This is a genomic window from Sulfurospirillum arcachonense DSM 9755 (assembly GCF_000597725.1).
In the GTDB taxonomy this organism is placed as follows: Bacteria; Campylobacterota; Campylobacteria; order Campylobacterales; family Sulfurospirillaceae; genus Sulfurospirillum_A; species Sulfurospirillum_A arcachonense.
The window spans coordinates 21937-38894 of sequence record NZ_JFBL01000018.1 but is presented as its reverse complement, the minus strand read 5'-3'; the positions used below and the strand labels follow the sequence as shown (position 1 = coordinate 38894).

Annotated in this window: 16 protein-coding genes; 12 read left to right on the top strand and 4 right to left on the bottom strand. The window is 30.3% G+C overall.

Annotated elements, in window-relative coordinates; all coding sequences use genetic code 11:
* Both K354_RS0112240 and K354_RS0112230 read right to left on the bottom strand, forming a co-directional pair.
* On the bottom strand, window positions 1–762 hold the full coding sequence (locus K354_RS0112240) for a hypothetical protein (protein ID WP_024955788.1): 762 nt from the start codon (window positions 760–762) through the stop codon (window positions 1–3).
* 789 nt (window positions 763–1551) lie between these two features.
* Window positions 1552–2253, bottom strand: coding sequence for a DUF445 domain-containing protein (locus K354_RS0112230; protein WP_024955787.1), 702 nt, complete (start codon window positions 2251–2253; stop codon window positions 1552–1554).
* A gap of 85 nt (window positions 2254–2338) precedes the next feature.
* Here K354_RS0112230 and K354_RS0112225 point away from each other — a divergent pair, with 85 nt between their 5' ends.
* The 3 genes from K354_RS0112225 (at window position 2339) to K354_RS0112215 (ending at window position 5024) form a co-directional block, all read left to right on the top strand.
* Window positions 2339–2902, top strand: a complete 564-nt coding sequence (locus tag K354_RS0112225; RefSeq protein ID WP_037940790.1) for an HDIG domain-containing metalloprotein — start codon at window positions 2339–2341, stop codon at window positions 2900–2902.
* Entirely contained in the window at window positions 2903–3847 is a 945-nt protein-coding gene (locus K354_RS0112220; RefSeq protein ID WP_024955785.1) for a DMT family transporter, read from the top strand.
* 85 nt (window positions 3848–3932) lie between these two features.
* Complete coding sequence (locus K354_RS0112215; protein ID WP_024955784.1) at window positions 3933–5024, top strand: ABC transporter substrate-binding protein; 1092 nt, start codon at window positions 3933–3935, stop codon at window positions 5022–5024.
* Window positions 5025–5085: 61 nt separating this feature from the next.
* Here K354_RS0112215 and K354_RS0112210 read toward each other — a convergent pair whose 3' ends face one another.
* A complete protein-coding gene (locus K354_RS0112210) occupies window positions 5086–5652 on the bottom strand; it encodes a YajG family lipoprotein (RefSeq protein WP_024955783.1) in 567 nt (188 codons plus the stop codon).
* Between the two features lie 103 nt (window positions 5653–5755).
* On the opposite strand from K354_RS0112210, the gene K354_RS0112205 reads away from it, so the two are divergent.
* The 9 genes from K354_RS0112205 (at window position 5756) to K354_RS0112165 (ending at window position 14748) form a co-directional block, all read left to right on the top strand.
* Complete coding sequence (locus tag K354_RS0112205; RefSeq protein WP_024955782.1) at window positions 5756–6472, top strand: NYN domain-containing protein; 717 nt, start codon at window positions 5756–5758, stop codon at window positions 6470–6472.
* A 128-nt stretch (window positions 6473–6600) separates the two neighbouring features.
* A complete protein-coding gene (locus K354_RS0112200) occupies window positions 6601–8550 on the top strand; it encodes a cache domain-containing protein (protein WP_024955781.1) in 1950 nt (649 codons plus the stop codon).
* Window positions 8551–8627: 77 nt separating this feature from the next.
* Window positions 8628–10064, top strand: a complete 1437-nt coding sequence (gene sufB, locus K354_RS0112195; RefSeq protein WP_024955780.1) for a Fe-S cluster assembly protein SufB — start codon at window positions 8628–8630, stop codon at window positions 10062–10064.
* Window positions 10065–10074: 10 nt separating this feature from the next.
* Window positions 10075–10830, top strand: coding sequence for a Fe-S cluster assembly ATPase SufC (sufC, locus tag K354_RS0112190; protein WP_024955779.1), 756 nt, complete (start codon window positions 10075–10077; stop codon window positions 10828–10830).
* Window positions 10827–12032, top strand: coding sequence for a SufD family Fe-S cluster assembly protein (locus tag K354_RS0112185; RefSeq protein ID WP_024955778.1), 1206 nt, complete (start codon window positions 10827–10829; stop codon window positions 12030–12032). Before sufC ends, K354_RS0112185 begins: the two co-directional genes overlap by 4 nt.
* Window positions 12019–13206, top strand: coding sequence for an aminotransferase class V-fold PLP-dependent enzyme (locus K354_RS0112180; protein ID WP_024955777.1), 1188 nt, complete (start codon window positions 12019–12021; stop codon window positions 13204–13206). Before K354_RS0112185 ends, K354_RS0112180 begins: the two co-directional genes overlap by 14 nt.
* Before the next feature lie 2 nt (window positions 13207–13208).
* Window positions 13209–13613: a SufE family protein gene (locus tag K354_RS0112175; protein WP_024955776.1), complete on the top strand. Its 405-nt coding sequence runs from the start codon at window positions 13209–13211 to the stop codon at window positions 13611–13613.
* Window positions 13614–13937, top strand: coding sequence for a metal-sulfur cluster assembly factor (locus K354_RS0112170; protein ID WP_024955775.1), 324 nt, complete (start codon window positions 13614–13616; stop codon window positions 13935–13937).
* A 46-nt stretch (window positions 13938–13983) separates the two neighbouring features.
* Complete coding sequence (locus K354_RS0112165) at window positions 13984–14748, top strand: dimethylarginine dimethylaminohydrolase family protein (RefSeq protein WP_024955774.1); 765 nt, start codon at window positions 13984–13986, stop codon at window positions 14746–14748.
* An 83-nt stretch (window positions 14749–14831) separates the two neighbouring features.
* Here the strand turns inward: K354_RS0112165 and ldhH are convergent, their stop codons facing one another.
* Window positions 14832–16958 (bottom strand): L-lactate dehydrogenase (quinone) large subunit LdhH, encoded by a 2127-nt coding sequence (gene ldhH, locus K354_RS0112160; RefSeq protein WP_024955773.1) that lies wholly within the window; start codon window positions 16956–16958, stop codon window positions 14832–14834.

The following is a 16958-nucleotide window of genomic DNA, read 5'->3' as shown; positions in this document are numbered from 1 at the left end:
TTATAATCCTTTTCTTTCATATAAATTTATTTTCATTTTAAAAACTTTTTGGAATATTTCATCAAGATTTGAAATATTTTTAACATAAAACATACCTATACCATTACCACTACTTAAATATAAAACGTTATCTCTAAAATATGAAAATTTATCTGTAAAATCTATATAAATAGCTTCCGCTAAAACTTTATTGAGTTTAATATCTACAATTCTAAATATCTTTTTTTTGTATAGTCCAAATAAATACTCTTGAATCTTCGATTTTACTTGATATCTTGCAGTTCTTTTCTCGGTAAATTCAAAAGTATTTTTTTGATTATTATTTATATATATTCTTACCCATCTGAGAGAATTTAATTTACCCTTACTATCAAGTTCATATGTATCAATTTCATAGTAATTATTAACTAATTTAGTTAACTTTTTATGATTAAAAAAACTTGCTTTAATTAAATCATAAAACTCTTTTGTATTAACAATATATTCATATCTAGTACTTTTCACATCTATTAACCCCAAACTCTCGATCTTCCCATTCTCATCTTTTTCAGGATAAGCATATATTTTAGGTTCCATTTTAAAAGTTACATAGTATTCCTTAACTACCTTTTGTATCAACAAATCCCAAGTTGGTAATAGAGTAAAAAAGATGATTACCAATATTGAGTATTTTACTTTTTTTGTAAATTTGTAAGCCAATATTGAAATAACTAGTCCCACTATGCAATATATTATAAAAATACCTACTATTATAATTCCCATTATGCCACCTCTTTCATTATATTTTTGCTGATTAAAGAGAACAAACTACTTTTTATGTCCTCTTGTGTTTTTAAATTTGAATTATTCTCTAATACCAAGTTTAATACCCAACTCATTATGTCTCTCCTAAAATTAAAAATATATCTACATGTAAAGAAATCTTGTGTCATATTTAAACTCTCATTTTGTAAGTACTTAATATCTGTAAGTTTTGTAATGTATATGTAAGATTAAAGAAAATTGTTTTTTGATAATAATTTAATAGTTGATTTATGAACTTAACAAATAATTGAAAGTAATATGTATTTTTAGCATATTTATTTGCCAAGGTTTTTAGAATTTTGGTTGTATTAAAAGATATAAGGTTTATATATGGATATAAATATATTGCACAAATTTGTTTCATATCCATAACCCTTAGATATTTTTAATCATTTACATGTAATCACTCTAATACTCTTGTGAGTTTTTAGAATATATTTTATATATGTTATATAAAAATTTAATGGCATGATTTTATCATAAATATCAATTTTTATTATTAAAAAAAAATTCTAGATTATTTTAAGAGATTTTATCTTTTTTCATTGATTATTGAGATATCGTGCTATTTTGGTAATATCCATTTAATAAAATACTTTTATATTGATTTTATACCTTAAAATGCTCTCGCATTATTTTACCAAATTACAGAATTAAAATCTGTCTATTTGGGGACATTCCAGAGCAAAATGTTAAAAAATGTTGTAAAGTTTTGCTATACTTGAAATTATAGCCCTTAAAATAGGGCTATAATAAGAAAGAACTCACCAATCCTATAAGTCCACCAAAGAAACCACCCCAAACAACAAGCCAGCCAAGATGTTCTTTTATAAAGTTTTGAACTATCTCTTTTACCATTTGTGGTGTTAACTCTTCTAATCTTGTATCGATTACAGATTCAATGGAGCTAAGCATATCATCGCTAAGAGTTGAGCTTTGTAAGTGTATTTGGATTTGGTCATTAAATGCATCACTTTTTGAGATATCTACTACTGCTACTTTTAATTTCTCTGTAAAAGGTTCACGTAGACCTTCAAGTGCAGCCTCCCCTCCAAACATACCAAGCATTCCACCAAAAGATGACTCCATAACAGTTTTTGTTAGAGCATCATAAGCAGGAGAAAAATCTGTAGTTTCTATGATAGGAGTTAAGTCTATCTTTTTTTCTTCTTTTGTAAAAAAGTCATTTAACTGCTCTTTTGTAAAAAACTGGTTCATCATCAAATCTTTAATAGAAGTTTTAAATGCTTCAAATCTAAGAGGAATTACTCCTGAGCCATAAAGAAATGGTACTTTTTCAAAAAGCATATGTATTGCTATTTGATTTGTTAAAGCTCCTGAGAGTGCAAATAACCCTGTATAAAGGAAAGCATCTTGGTAAGGAATCGCTAAAAAAGAGATACCAATAAGTGCTAAACTAAGTAGATCTGTAACTAAACTTTTATTCATTCAATCTCCTAATTTTTTTGCAATTATACACTAATTTTTATATACTACATGTAAAAAATTATTATGATAAAAAGAAAGGATGATTATGCCAAATAGAGACGAAGCTTTTGAACTATTAAAAGAGTATAACGGTGATGCCTTAGTAACTCATGGACTAGCAGTGGAAGGTACTATGAGATACTTTGCTAAAAAATACGATGGAGATGAAGAAACATGGGGCATTGTTGGACTTTTGCATGATTTAGATTATGAAAAATATCCTGAAGAACACTGCATAAAAACCCAAGAAATCATGCAAAAACATGGTTATAGTGAAGAAATCATAAGAGCGATTATGTCTCATGGTTATGGAATTTGTACGGATATTGAGCCAATAAGTGATATGGAAAAAACTCTTTATGCTGTGGATGAGCTCACAGGTCTTATCACTGCTTGTGCATTAGTGCGTCCTAGTAAATCAGTTATGGATTTAGAAGTTAAATCTGTAAAGAAAAAATTTAAAACCAAATCATTTGCAGCAGGTGCTAGTAGAGAAGTTATACAAAAAGGTGCTGATATGCTTGGTATTGAATTGAGCGAGCTTATGGGTGAAGTCATTTTGGCTATGAGAGCAATCGCACCTGAACTTGGATTGGATATGAAAGAGTAAATGCTTAAGTTAATATTACTCGGTATTCTCTCAGGAGCTTTTTTTAGTACAACATTTGTTTTAAATGAAGTTATGAGTTTAGCTGGTGGCCATTGGATATGGTCAGCGTCTCTTCGTTATGTTTTTATGATAATTTTCTTAGTAGTTATATTATGGGTCCAAGGTGGAATTACACGCCTTAAAAATGTATTATATCTTTTTACGCAATACTGGTTATTTTGGATTGTTAGTGGAAGTATTGGTTTTGGTATGTTTTACGCCTTAATCTGCTTTAGCGCTGATTTTTCACCAGGATGGGTCATAGCTGCAACTTGGCAGTTTACTGTTGTTGCAAGTTTATTTGTATTTATGTTTTTTGGTCGCACATTTCCTAAACGCATCTGGATATTTTCTCTTATGATTTTTATAGGAGTTTGTTTTGTAAATTTATCGCATATAGATAATTTTAATTTTCAAAGCTTACTTTTAGGAGGTATTCCCGTACTAATAGCTGCCTTTTGTTATCCTCTTGGAAATCAACTTGTATGGGAAGCAAAACATGGAATGACTCATTTTGTACCTAAAATTGATTCCCCCTTACTTAATAATGCTTTTAATAAAGTAATGCTTCTATCATTAGGTTCATTACCTTTATGGATTGTTCTTGTACTTATAATTAATCCTGAATTACCAAAATATAATCAAGTACTAAATACATCTTTAGTTGCTCTATTTTCAGGAGTATTTGCGACAAGTATTTTTTTATATGCACGGAATCATGCTAAGAACACAAATGAGTTAGCAGGTGTTGATGCAACTCAAGCAAGCGAAGTTGTTTTTGCTCTAATAGGAAGTATGTTGCTTTTAGGATCATCTTCACTTAATTTAATTTCTATTTTTGGTTTATTTATGATTCTAGTTGGGTTGATTTTGTTTGTAAAGTACCAAAATATGAAAAAAGACTAGATATATAAACGTATAATTTTTAATTTTGTCTATATTTTGCTAAACTATACATATAATAAAAGTACATAAAAGGGAGACGCTTTTTATGAAATTTTTAAAGATATTTTGTCTGTTCGTTATTTTTTTATCATCCGCCCTTTTTGCAAAAGAAAAAGTTGTATTGATATCTGTAGCAACTCCTACAGATATATTTTGGCAAGGTATCCATAGTATTGCTAAAAGCGCTGGGAAAAGCTTAAATATGGACTTTGAAATCATATATACAAATCGTGATTCCATTAGAGCTGTTAACGTAGCAGAAGAAATTGCTAATAAAAAAGATAAACCTGATTATGTAATAGTGATTGGTGAAAAACTGATTGCATCTAGATCAATTCCCATTTTAGCACAAAGTGGTATCAAAGTTTTTATGTTTGGTAAATTAAAGAAAGAAGAAAAAGCTCTTATTGGAGAGCCGAGGGAAAAGTATCCTAATTATATTGGCAAGATATCTATAAATGATTATATGGCAGGATATTTAACTGCTAAACTCATGATAAAAAAAGCTATTAAAAATAAGATTTACGATAAAGATGGATATATAAACCTTATTGCTTTTGAAGGGGAGAGAAAGACTTCATTTAGCTCCGAGAGAGTGAGAGGTTTAAATGATGCTGTAAAAGAGTACTCAAAAGTTAGAATATTACAATCAATACCGACAAATTGGACCGCATCGTATGTTAATTATGCTTTACCAAAACTAATCAAACGTTATTCTAAGTACAAAATATGTGGTATTTGGGGTGCAAATTCTGAATTAGCAAGAGCCTCATCTCAGTTACTAATCAAACGAGGAAAAATTCCAAATATTGATTTTGTAACTGCAGGAACGGATTGGAGCAAAGATGCACTTACTAGTGTTGATCAAGGTATGGTTCTTGGTATTGCTGGTGGACATATGGCATCCGTTGCTTGGATTTTAACTTTAATCCATGATTACCACAATGGCATAGATTTTGATTCTACTGTTTATCTTAATAAAGTGACCGTTATAGAGAAAAAAAGTGCTAAAAAGTTTTTAAAATATTTTAATGAAAATAATTGGGAAAGTATAGATTTTAAGACATTTTCAAAAAAAGAAAATCCAAATATAAAAGAATATAACCTTAGCTTTGAAGCTATACTCAATAGTTTGTAGTATCAAACAACTGAAGTGATGCAAAAACTGTGAATAGTTTTTGCATCTTTACATGTAAAGATTAATACGAAGTTAATCTAGCTGCAATATTATTTACATTATCAACAAAAAGAGTATATAAAAATGGCTCTAAATCTTTTGATTTAAAAGATGGTTTAATCCATGTTGCATTTTTTTGTCTAAAGTTTTGAGTTATAGTTTTACCATCTTTTTGTACTATAACTTCAACTTCTATTTCACCTTTTAGGTTAGTATTAAAGTTTTTATTATTGTAGATTAATTCTATTTTTTTAATAAGAACTTTGACATGTAAGTTTGCATTATCGGCATTTTCACTTTTACTAAACCCAGCAATTTCAAATGCATAATTTAGACCTTCTTGATATTTTTTTGCAAAATCAACTTCACTAAAAAATTTATCTTTAATTTGACCGTTATCCTCATAAAGACCAATAACTCTTTTAATTTTTCTGTCATCTATGACACTTTCAAGATATACAGTTTTTTTCTCTTTTACAGTAGGACCATTGTATTGAGCTTTATATGAATTAAGAGATATAGCTTCATTTTTATACGAACATCCCCCTAGTAAAAATGCGAAAACAATTATATACGTTAAAACTTTCATGAATACTCCTTGTTTATTTTAAAAAATTATACACTATTTATCTAAAATATTTATTTGATATTTTATTATGATATAGTAATTAGATTATATATAGGAGATTATTATGTCAGAAAAACAAAATGATAAATTAGCTGTACTTATAGATGCTGATAATGCTCAAGCATCTATTATTGCTGAGTTATTAGAAGAGATCTCAAAATTTGGTATAGCAAGTATCAAAAGAGCTTATGGTGATTGGACAACAACCAATCTTAAAAATTGGAAAGAACATCTTCATAAGCACGCTATACAACCTATGCAACAATTTTCTTATACTACAGGTAAAAACTCAACAGATTCCTCTTTAATTATTGATGCTATGGATATACTTCATGAAAATCACCTTGATGGATTTTGCATTGTCTCTTCTGATAGTGATTTTACAAGATTAGCTACAAGAATAAGAGAAGCTGGTTTAGTAGTATATGGATTTGGTGAAGAGAAAACTCCTGAGTCTTTTACATCTGCTTGTGATAAATTTATATTTACGGAAAATTTACGGAAAAGAGAAGATGTTAAGAAAACAAAAGCCGATGAGAAAAAACTAAAAAATATTATGTCAAAAGCTATAAATGCTGTTTCAACTGATGATGGATGGGCAATACTTTCAGGCGTTGCTTCATATATTAGTAAAAATATCCCATCATTTGATCCTAGAAGTTATGGATATGATAAATATGGAAAACTAATTGAATCTTTAAATTATATAGAAGTTGATAAAAGAGCTTTTCAAGATGGCTCAACAAATGTTCATATTTATATAAAAATCAAAGATACTTAAAAAGATCTAGGATAAATTATTTTTACTCATAATTTTGACTAATAATTAATCATTAAAATGATTATAATACTTCCTTTATTTAACTAAAAAAGGTATAATTTTTAAATATTTTTCTTTGTGGGGTAAAAATGTCTAATGAAATTATGAGTCCTAACGTTGTTGAGCATATGAGTGATATTAATAATTATAAAAACACATTAACATCTCTCTCTAAAAGTTTACAAAAAACTGTTCTTACTGGTAAAATATCGAGTTTAGATGTAGCTGAGACACTATTTACTTTTATGGAAGAAACTCAAAAAGAATTTGCAAGTTTACAAGAAGAATTAGTCAAGCATCTTGTCACAGAGAATATTAGAAAACTTTCTTTTTCAGTACAATCTAGAGCTCAAGTTGTTGTGGAAATACTTGTTAGAAACTTATTTGAACGTACTGCTGATGTTGGTTTTTTAGCCACAGATGATGACTTAATAGATTTTTTAAATAATCCAGATAACTCACAAGAAAACATACAGTTTATAAAAGAACGACTTCATGAATATGTATTAAAATACTCTGTATATGATGAAATAATTTTGTTACGTCCAGATGGTGAAGTTGTAATAAATCTTGATGATACAAATACAATAGTAAAATCAAAAGATAAAATCATACAAGAAGTATTAGAAACGAATGATGATTTTTGTGAGCTTTTCAGGTATTCTGATTTGCAACCACGAAAAGAAAAAAGCTTAATATATGTAGCGAAAATCAAGGATGTAAATAAAACTATAGGAATTTTATGTTTATGTTTTAAAATTGATGATGAAATGAAAATGATTTTTGATAAACTTGATTTATTTGATATGAAATTAGCCTTATTGAGTCACAGTGGAGAAGTATTAAGCAATAATAAAAAATCTATGCAAACTCAAGAAAACTTATCTCATTATACCAATGATACTCATTCTACTAATACAAATTTATCTTATATAGCAAAAAGTGAAGGATACCAAGGATATACAGGACAAAACTGGCATGGATTTGCTTCTTCAGAATATCAAAAATCATTTAATAATGCTAAAAAAATCGAAAATTTAAATATAAGTTTTAGTGAACTAGAAAAAACCAATATAATATCTAAAGAGTTAAAAAATATAAGGATGAGATCAGAAGAGATTATTGATGATTTAGCTGATGTTGTAATTAATGGTGAGATTATTGCTTCAAAAAGAAAAGTTTATTCACTCAATCCTATACTTGATAATATTCGTGTGGTGAGTGAGAGCATACATAATACTATTAAAAAATCGATAGAATACATTTATAATATTGTCATACAAGCATCATTAAATAATACCGCTTTTAAAGCCTCTTTATGTGTTGATATTATGGATAGAAATTTATATGAACGAGCCAATGATTGTCGTTGGTGGGCATTAAACACTACATTTAGAAAAATGTTAAATGATAAAGAGTTATTAGATACTAAAAAAATAACTTCAATTTTAGAATATATCAATTCTCTATACACTGTTTATACAAATATATTTATTTATGATAAAGAGAGAAATATAATAGCAGTTTCAAATTCAAGTCAAAATATTTTTATTGGTAAAAAAGTTAATGGTGAGGCATTTGCAAAATCATTATCAAATATAGACTCTCAATTATATTATGTAACACCATTTGAAAAAACAGAGTTATACGACAACAAACCTACCTATATATATTGTGCTTCAATAACAAGTTTAGATGAGAATAACAATATAGGTGGTATAGGAATAGTATTTGATAGTGAACCAGAATTTAAAGCCATAATGGATGAAACTATTGATGCTAAAATACAAATGTCGATGTTTTGTAGTGATGATGGCATTGTACTTTCTACATCAACTATTTGTGACTTTAAAATAGGTGAGGTTTTTGAACCAATCAAAGAGTTAGAAATCACAAATGAAAAAAATCATACTAAAATCATAAACATTAAAAATCAAAAATACTTAATGGGTGCAGCAAAAAGTAATCATTATAGAGAATACAAAAACAATGATGGTTATACAAACACTGTTTATTGTGTAATACTTAGCAAAATCTAAACTCAATATTTAGCTTCATTTACTTTTCATTTTTAATAAAAGACTAAAATAGTCTTAATTAGATTGAAAGGTAAATCATGGGAGAAAATCAAAGCATACATGATGTATTAGACAGTGAATACTCTTTGGGTTTTTCAACACATATAGAGTCAGATACTGCTCCAAAAGGTCTCAATAAAAACATATTAGAATTTATCTCTAAAAAGAAAGATGAACCTCAGTGGATGCTAGAAAATAGATATAAATCATTTGATTTATGGTTAAAGATGGAAGAACCGGATTGGGCTGGTTTAAAGTACGATAAAATTGACTATCAAAATATATCCTATTACTCTGCTCCAAAAAAACAACTTGATTCACTTGACGAAGTTGATCCTGAGATACTTAAAACATATGAAAAGTTGGGTATTCCACTTGAAGAGCAAAAACAATTAGCAGGAGTTGCTGTTGATGCTGTTTTTGATTCAGTGTCCGTTAAAACTACGTTTGAGAAACAACTAAGTGATTTGGGCATTATATTTTGTTCTATCTCAGAAGCTATAAAAAATCATAAAGATTTGATAGAAAAGTATTTATTTTCAGTAGTTCCTATGAATGACAACTATTTTGCTGCATTAAATGGAGCTGTATTTACTGATGGTACATTTGTGTATGTGCCAAAAGACGTTCGCTGTCCTATGGAACTCTCGACTTATTTTCGTATCAATGCAATTGGAACTGGTCAGTTTGAGCGTACTCTTATCATAGCTGATGAAGGATCTTATGTCTCTTACAATGAAGGCTGTTCAGCTCCAACTCGTGATGAAAACCAACTTCATGCAGCAGTTGTTGAGCTTATTGCTTTAAAAGATGCACAGATAAACTACTCAACCATACAAAACTGGTACCCCGGTGATGAAAATGGCAAAGGTGGGATTTATAACTTTGTAACCAAACGAGGTATATGCAAAGGAGCAAATTCAAAAATTAGCTGGACGCAAGTTGAAACAGGCTCAGCCATCACATGGAAATATCCAAGTTGTATACTCTCTGGAGATAACTCTGTAGGTGAGTTTTATTCTGTTGCAGTTACTTCAAAATCACAACAAGCAGATACAGGTTCTAAAATGATACATGTTGGTAAAAATACAAAATCAACTATTATCTCAAAAGGTATTTCAGCCTTAAATGGACTCAATGCTTATAGAGGGTTAGTAAAAGTTGGCTCAAATGCTAAAAATGCGCGTAACTTTACACAGTGTGACTCACTCATAATTGGTTCACAGGCAAAGGCTCATACTTATCCTTATATAGATGTACATAATAACACTGCAAACGTAGAACATGAAGCTACTACCTCAAAGATAAGTGATGAACAACTGTTTTATCTAATGCAAAGAGGTTTAAGTGAAGAAGATGCAGTATCGATGATAGTAAATGGGTTTTGTAAAGAGGTTTTAGGTAAATTGCCTATGGAATTTGCAATGGAAGCAAGAGCGCTATTAAATGTGACTCTTGAAGGTAGTGTAGGATAAAGGAAAGATTATGTTAAATATTAAAAATTTAAAAGTACAAATAGAAGATCAAACAATCTTAGAAGGATTGAGTTTAGAGATAAAAAAAGGTGAGGTTCATGCAGTAATGGGACCTAATGGAGTAGGAAAATCGACTTTAGCAAAAGTTATATCTGCTCATCCTGATTATAAAGTGACAAATGGTGAAATTACATATAAAAACAAAAACCTCTTAGAACTAGATGTTGCAAAACGAGCCTTAGAAGGGATATTTTTAGCTTTTCAAAATCCAATAGAGATTGCTGGAGTCAATAATATGTATTTTCTCAAACAAGCTTTAAATGCAAAACGTATTTATCATGGACTTGAAGAGATAACTTCCATAGACTTTTTAAAATTAGTAAAAACAAAAACAAAAGAGTTAGGTATAACAGCTGATGTATTTAAAAGGGATTTAAATGCAGGCTTTTCAGGTGGAGAAAAAAAGCAAAATGAAATGCTACAAATGAGTATTTTAGAGCCAGAACTTTTTTTACTCGATGAAATAGATTCAGGATTAGATGTTGATGCACTTAAAAGTGTGGCACTTGGAGTAAACTCTATGTTAAACAACGAACGCTCAGTACTACTCATCACTCATCATCAACATTTATTGAAGTATATCAAACCTGATTTTGTGCATATTCTTTATGATGGAAAAATCATTCAAAGTGGTGGTATAGAACTGGCTAAAGAAATAGAAACAAATGGTTATACAAGAATGAAGGATTCTAGGAGTGTATCATGAAGCTTATAGAAATTAATGCTTTCACAAAAGCAAACATATTAAAAAAATTTTCTTTACCGTACAATGATTTAACAAATGTACGTATAGACTCTATAGAGAAGTTTCAAACCTTAGGCTTACCTACTAGAAAAAGTGAACTTTTCTCGAAAACAGGTATTAGAGCTATTTATGAAAAAGAGTATTTAGAAGAACAAGTATCAGGTTTTTATACAGAGTTAAAATCTACTGATAACTATAGAATTGTATTTAGAAAAGGATTTTACTCCCCTTTTCAATCAAACTTACCTAAAGGTATAACAATAAAGTTTGATAAAGAACCAACACTAGATAAACTAAGCTCAAATCCTTTTTATTATTTAAGTGGTGCATTAAACAAAAATTTTTATGAAATCAAAGTTGAAAAAGGTTTTCATGTAGAGACACCATTGGAGATTATCTATTTAGATGACTTATATAAATCTCAAACTCATATGTATATAACCCTAAAACTTGAAGAAAACTCTAGGTTAAATCTTTATGAAAAAGTGCTTATAAATGCAGAAACTTTTTTCAATCACACATTAAATGTTGTATTGGAAAAAGACTCAAAGTTAGTTCATGTCCATGAGCAAAAATCACAAGATAATACACATATTATAAATACATATAATTATACACAAAATGAAAATAGTAGTTCTAAAATATACTCATACCAAGATGGTGCAAACTTAGCTATAGCTCTATGGAACGTTGATTTAGCGGGTGAAAATGCAAATGTAGATTTTACTGCTTTACAACTGCCAACGAACAAACAAAAGTTAAATACATTGGTCAATATACAACATAACGCTCCAAATACAACAAGTAATCAACTTATAAAACAGATTATCAATGATGAAGCAAAAGGATTGGTAGATGCTAAAGTAATAGCTGGGCATAACGCACCAGGAACTAAAGCAAATCAGTTATGTAATTCGTTATTGTTATCCAAAAAAGCGAGTGCTCAATCCTATGTTAAACCTCAATTAAAAATCTTTATCGATGAACTTGAAGCGAGTCATGGGGCTACTGTGGGGAGTTTAAGTGAAGAAGAACTTTACTATTTGATGTCAAGAGGTATAACAAAAGAAAATGCTCGCCTAATGCTTATAGACGCATTTAAAAAAGATGCTTATGAGCGTTTTCCAACATGGGCAAAGGAGGATTTAGATGAGTATCAATGAGATTAGAGATGATTTTCCTTTTTTCAAAGATAATAAGCTTATTTATTTAGATAGTGGAGCAACAGCACAAAAACCGCAAGTAGTTCTTGATGTTATGCATGACTACTATACAAAATATTGTGCAAACATACACAGAGCTGCTCACGGTTTAGGAAACCATGCAACGAAAGAGTATGAAGATGCAAGGCAAAAAGTTGCAGATTTTTTGAATGCTAAAAAGAAAGATGAAATCGTTTTTACAAGTGGTGCTACAAGTAGTATAAACTTAGTAGCGTATGGTTTTGTAAAAGATAATTTTGAACATGTAATTATTTCAGGATTAGAACACCATTCAAACATAATACCTTGGCAAATCACAGAAAAAGCCTTACATGTAATAGATTCTAAAGAGGATTTGAGTGTTGATTTGGAACATTTTAAGAGTCTATTAAAAAAGTACCCAAAAAGTTTTGTTACACTCACTCAAACATCAAATGCCTTTGGTATCACTTTGCCTATAAAAGAGATGACAGAACTTGCACACCAATATGGATGTAAAGTTTTAGTTGATGCTGCTCAAAGTGCTGTTCATACAAAAGTAGATGTGCAAGATTTGGACGCTGATTTTTTAGTAATCTCAGCGCATAAACTTTATGGTCCTACTGGTATTGGTGCACTGTATATCAAAAAAGATTTACACGAGTTATGCAAAGCATTTCAAGGTGGAGGGGGTGCTATAAAAGAAGTAACATATAAAAATACTTTGTTTATGCCAATTCCTTACATGTACGAAGCAGGAACACAACATATTGCAGGAGCAATTGGCTTTGCTAAGGCATTAGAGTATATAGATACTATTGGATTTGATTTTATACAAAAACATGAAAAAGAGTTGATTGATTATGCCTATGAAAATCTTTTACATGTAAAGGATGTAATCACCTATGGTGACACCCTAAATGCTACTGGAAATATCAGTTTTAATATACAAGGGATTCACCATCAAGATTTGGGAATTTTACTTGATAAACAAAAAGTTCAAGTTAGAGTTGGACATCATTGTGTACAACCTACCATGCAATCTTTAGGGGTTGAAGGGACTGTGCGTATTAGCTTTGGAGTTTACAATACAGTAAAAGACGTAGCAGTATTTTTTGCAGCTTTAAAACGAAGCATTGAGATGATAAAGGCTTAATGATGGAAGAAACAGTATATAACTATAAAGAAGATTTTGAACTTTTTGATGATGATATGGACAAATACGAATATATCATCGATTTAGGTAAAAAATCAGTCACTTTAAATGAAGCAGATAAAAATGAAACAAATAAAATCAAAGGTTGTCAATCTTCTGTTTGGTTTGTTGTGCGAAAAGTGGATGATAAACTCTTTTTTGATACCGATGGTGATACGGTTATAGTCAAAGGGCTTGCTTTTATATTGGCTCAAATCTACTCAAACCACACACCTCAAGAGATATTAGACTTTGATAGAGAAAAATTAAAAATTTTAAATTTAGACGAAATTATCTCGCCAGTAAGACAAAATGGTTTTACTTCGATGTTAAATGCAATATATGCACGTGCAAAAGAGGAGTTATAAATGAATAAAGAAAAATTGAATGATAAAGTAATAGAAGAACTTAAAAAGGTTTATGATCCTGAGCTACCACTAAATTTGTACGATATGGGATTGTTTTATAATATAGATTTTGGTGAAGAGAGTGATGGTAAAATAGCATGTCAGATTACTATGACACTCACTTCTCCTGGTTGTCCCGTTTCAGAACATCTAGTCAATAGAGTGTATGAAGTGATAGGAACTATTCCTGAACTAGATAACGTGTACGTAGAACTTACTTTTGAGCCACCATGGAATGAGTCTATGATGAGTGAAGATGCGAGGATACAAATGGCAATGATGTAAGAAATAACTAGGCATAATACTTCCAATAAAAATAAAAGGAAATTTTATGTTAAATATAATTACACATCTTCCCTCTTCTTCTTTAGAAAAATGTGAACTAACTTTTTTACAAAGTAATCCAATTGATATAAAAAAAGCACAAAAAGAACACAAAAGTTATTGTTCAATGCTTCAAGAGTGTGGTGCAAAAGTAATCACTCTTGATGAAAATATGGACTTAGCAGATAGTGTTTTTGTTGAAGACCCTATTATAGTGTTTGATGAAGTAGCAGTACTATGTTCTATGGGTGTAGAATCGAGACGAAAAGAGAGAGCTACGCTGGAAAAAGTATTTGCTAATTACCGTGAAATAAAAAGTATTGAATTACCTGCAAAGATTGAAGGTGGTGATGTTCTCAAAATTGGAAAACAAATTTTTGTTGGAAAATCAGCAAGAACAAATTCCCAAGGAATTAGAGCGTTAAGAGAAATTATTGCTCCTTATGGTTATGAAGTAACTTTGGTAAAAGTATCTGGCTGTTTACACCTAAAAACTGGTTGTACTGCACTTGATGATGCAACTTTGCTCATTAACCCTGAATGGGTAGATAGTAGTGTATTTCAAGGATTTAAACAAATTATAGTCCCAAAAGAAGAACCTTTTGGTGCAAATATCTTAAAAATTAATGAAAGCATTTGTATGAATGAAGCTTTTCCAAAAACAATAGAGATAGTAAAATCATTAGGATATACAGTAAAAATAACAGACATTACAGAGTTTGTTAAAGCAGAAGCTGGACTTACATGTATGAGTGTTCCTTTTAATATATAAAAAAGGATTTTACTTCATTAAAATCCTTTACATGTAAAGCTTTCCCTAGCTAGATTAGAGCTAGGGAATAGTTAAAAATATTTTTATTGGAATTTGTCTATCATTAAATCAGCAGGGTGCATTGCTTTCATATTTGAATCTGTTTTATCGAGTCCTCCACCAAGTTGAATAAGACAACCAGGACACTCAGCACTTACAAATTCCGCTCCAGTTTCTTGGACATTTTCCATTTTTCTCTTAAGCATATTCATAGATACATCAGACTGTTTAATTGTATAAGCTCCACCCATACCACAGCAAGTATCGCACTCTTTCATATCTTTGATTTCATATCCAGCGGCACTAAGAGCCGATCTAGGTTCTTGTGAAATTCCACAATGACGTTTAGCATGACAAGAATCATGGTAAGTAAGCTTATGAGTATCTACACCTTCTTTTGGTATAAGTTTTTTATCTTCTACAAGTTTATTTACAAGTTCTGTAAACATATAAGTTCTTTCAGCAACTTTCTTAGCTTGTGGAATTAAATCATCCATACCCTCAGATTGAAGAACTTCAACCCACTCTTTTTTAAGTGCTGTCGTACAACTAGCACATCCTACTACTACATATTGAGGATCATCTTCTAACAAAGACTTTAAGTTATGTGCCGCTGATTTAGCTGCCATATCAAATGAACCACTTCCCCAATGAGGAATACCACAACAAGATTGGTCTTCTGGAAATGTTACTTCTACCCCACCCTTATTTAGTACTTTAATAATATTTTCGCCTGTTTTTGGAAAAACAAAATCAAGTGCACATCCAGCAAAAAATGCAGCTTTTGTATCACTTTTAGGCTGCTTAATAGTTTTAAAAAGATCACGGAAGGCTACAGGTGCTACAGTTGGCAAACTTCTGTGTTCTGTAAAATTAGATAAAAAGAAAGGAAGGTGACGAATAAAACCATCTTTTGCAAATGGTTTTTGTCCAACAGAAGCTACTTTTAGTAATGAGTGAAAAAGCTTACGGTTATTGATTACTTGTAAAGCACCTTTGTAAACAGCAGGAATTCCTTCTTTAGCTGCTTTTCTACGCCTAATTTCAAGAATTAAACCAGGAATATCAATATTACCAGGACAGATTTCTTTACACTTATCACAGCCAATACAAAATGCTTGAATTTCTTCTGCTGATTTTAAATCTGTAAACCATGATGTCAAAATAGTTCCAATACCACCAGTATAAATATCACCAAAAACATGACCAGAGACAAGACGGAATACTGGACAAACATTTAAACAACCACCACAGCGAATACATTGAAGTGCTTCTTTAAATTTAGGATCTTCTGCCATTGCTGTACGGTTATTATCCATTAAAACAACATGAACTTCTTTCATTGTACCATCGTCGTTGAGTGTTGGTGCTGAAATAAATGAAGCATAACTAGTTAAGAGTTGAGCCGTAGCATTACGAGGAAGAGCTGTTAAAATAGGCTCTGCATCTTCATAATTTGGAACAAGTTTTTCAAGTCCTACAAGTGCAACATGAATTTTTGGAAGGCTAGTAACTAAACGTGCATTTCCTTCATTAGTACAAATCACAATACTGCCTGTTTCAGCAATAGCAATATTAGCTCCTGAAATTCCCATATCTGCTTCAAAAAACTTTTCACGAATCTGTTCACGAGCAACTTTAACAAGTTTATCAATATCATTGTCTAAAGGTTGTTGTATTTCATCAGAAAAAAGACTAGAAATTTCTTCTTTATTAAGATGAATTGCAGGCATAACCATGTGTGATGGTGTATGATGTGCTAATTGACAAATCCACTCACCTAAATCCGTTTCATCTGATTGAATACCAAATTGCTCTAAATGCTTATTAAGATGAAGCTCTTCTGTTGCCATTGATTTAGATTTAACAATCTTTTTAACCTCTTTTTCTTTACAGAGATTAGCAATATATTCTTTTGCTTCTTCTGCACTACTAGCACGAAAAACTTTAATACCATTAGCTTCTGCATTTTTTTTGAAAGTTTCTGCTACTTCATCAAAATTATCTGCAACACCACCTTTAACTTTGGCTATTCTAGTTCTTAAGGCTTGAAAGTCTACTCCTTCAAACGCTTTTGCACGTGTTCCTTGGTAATCCCATCTATCAAGAATACCAGAAAGACTTGTACTCTCAAGAGCTTCATCTACATTTTTTGGCATATCAATTTTCAT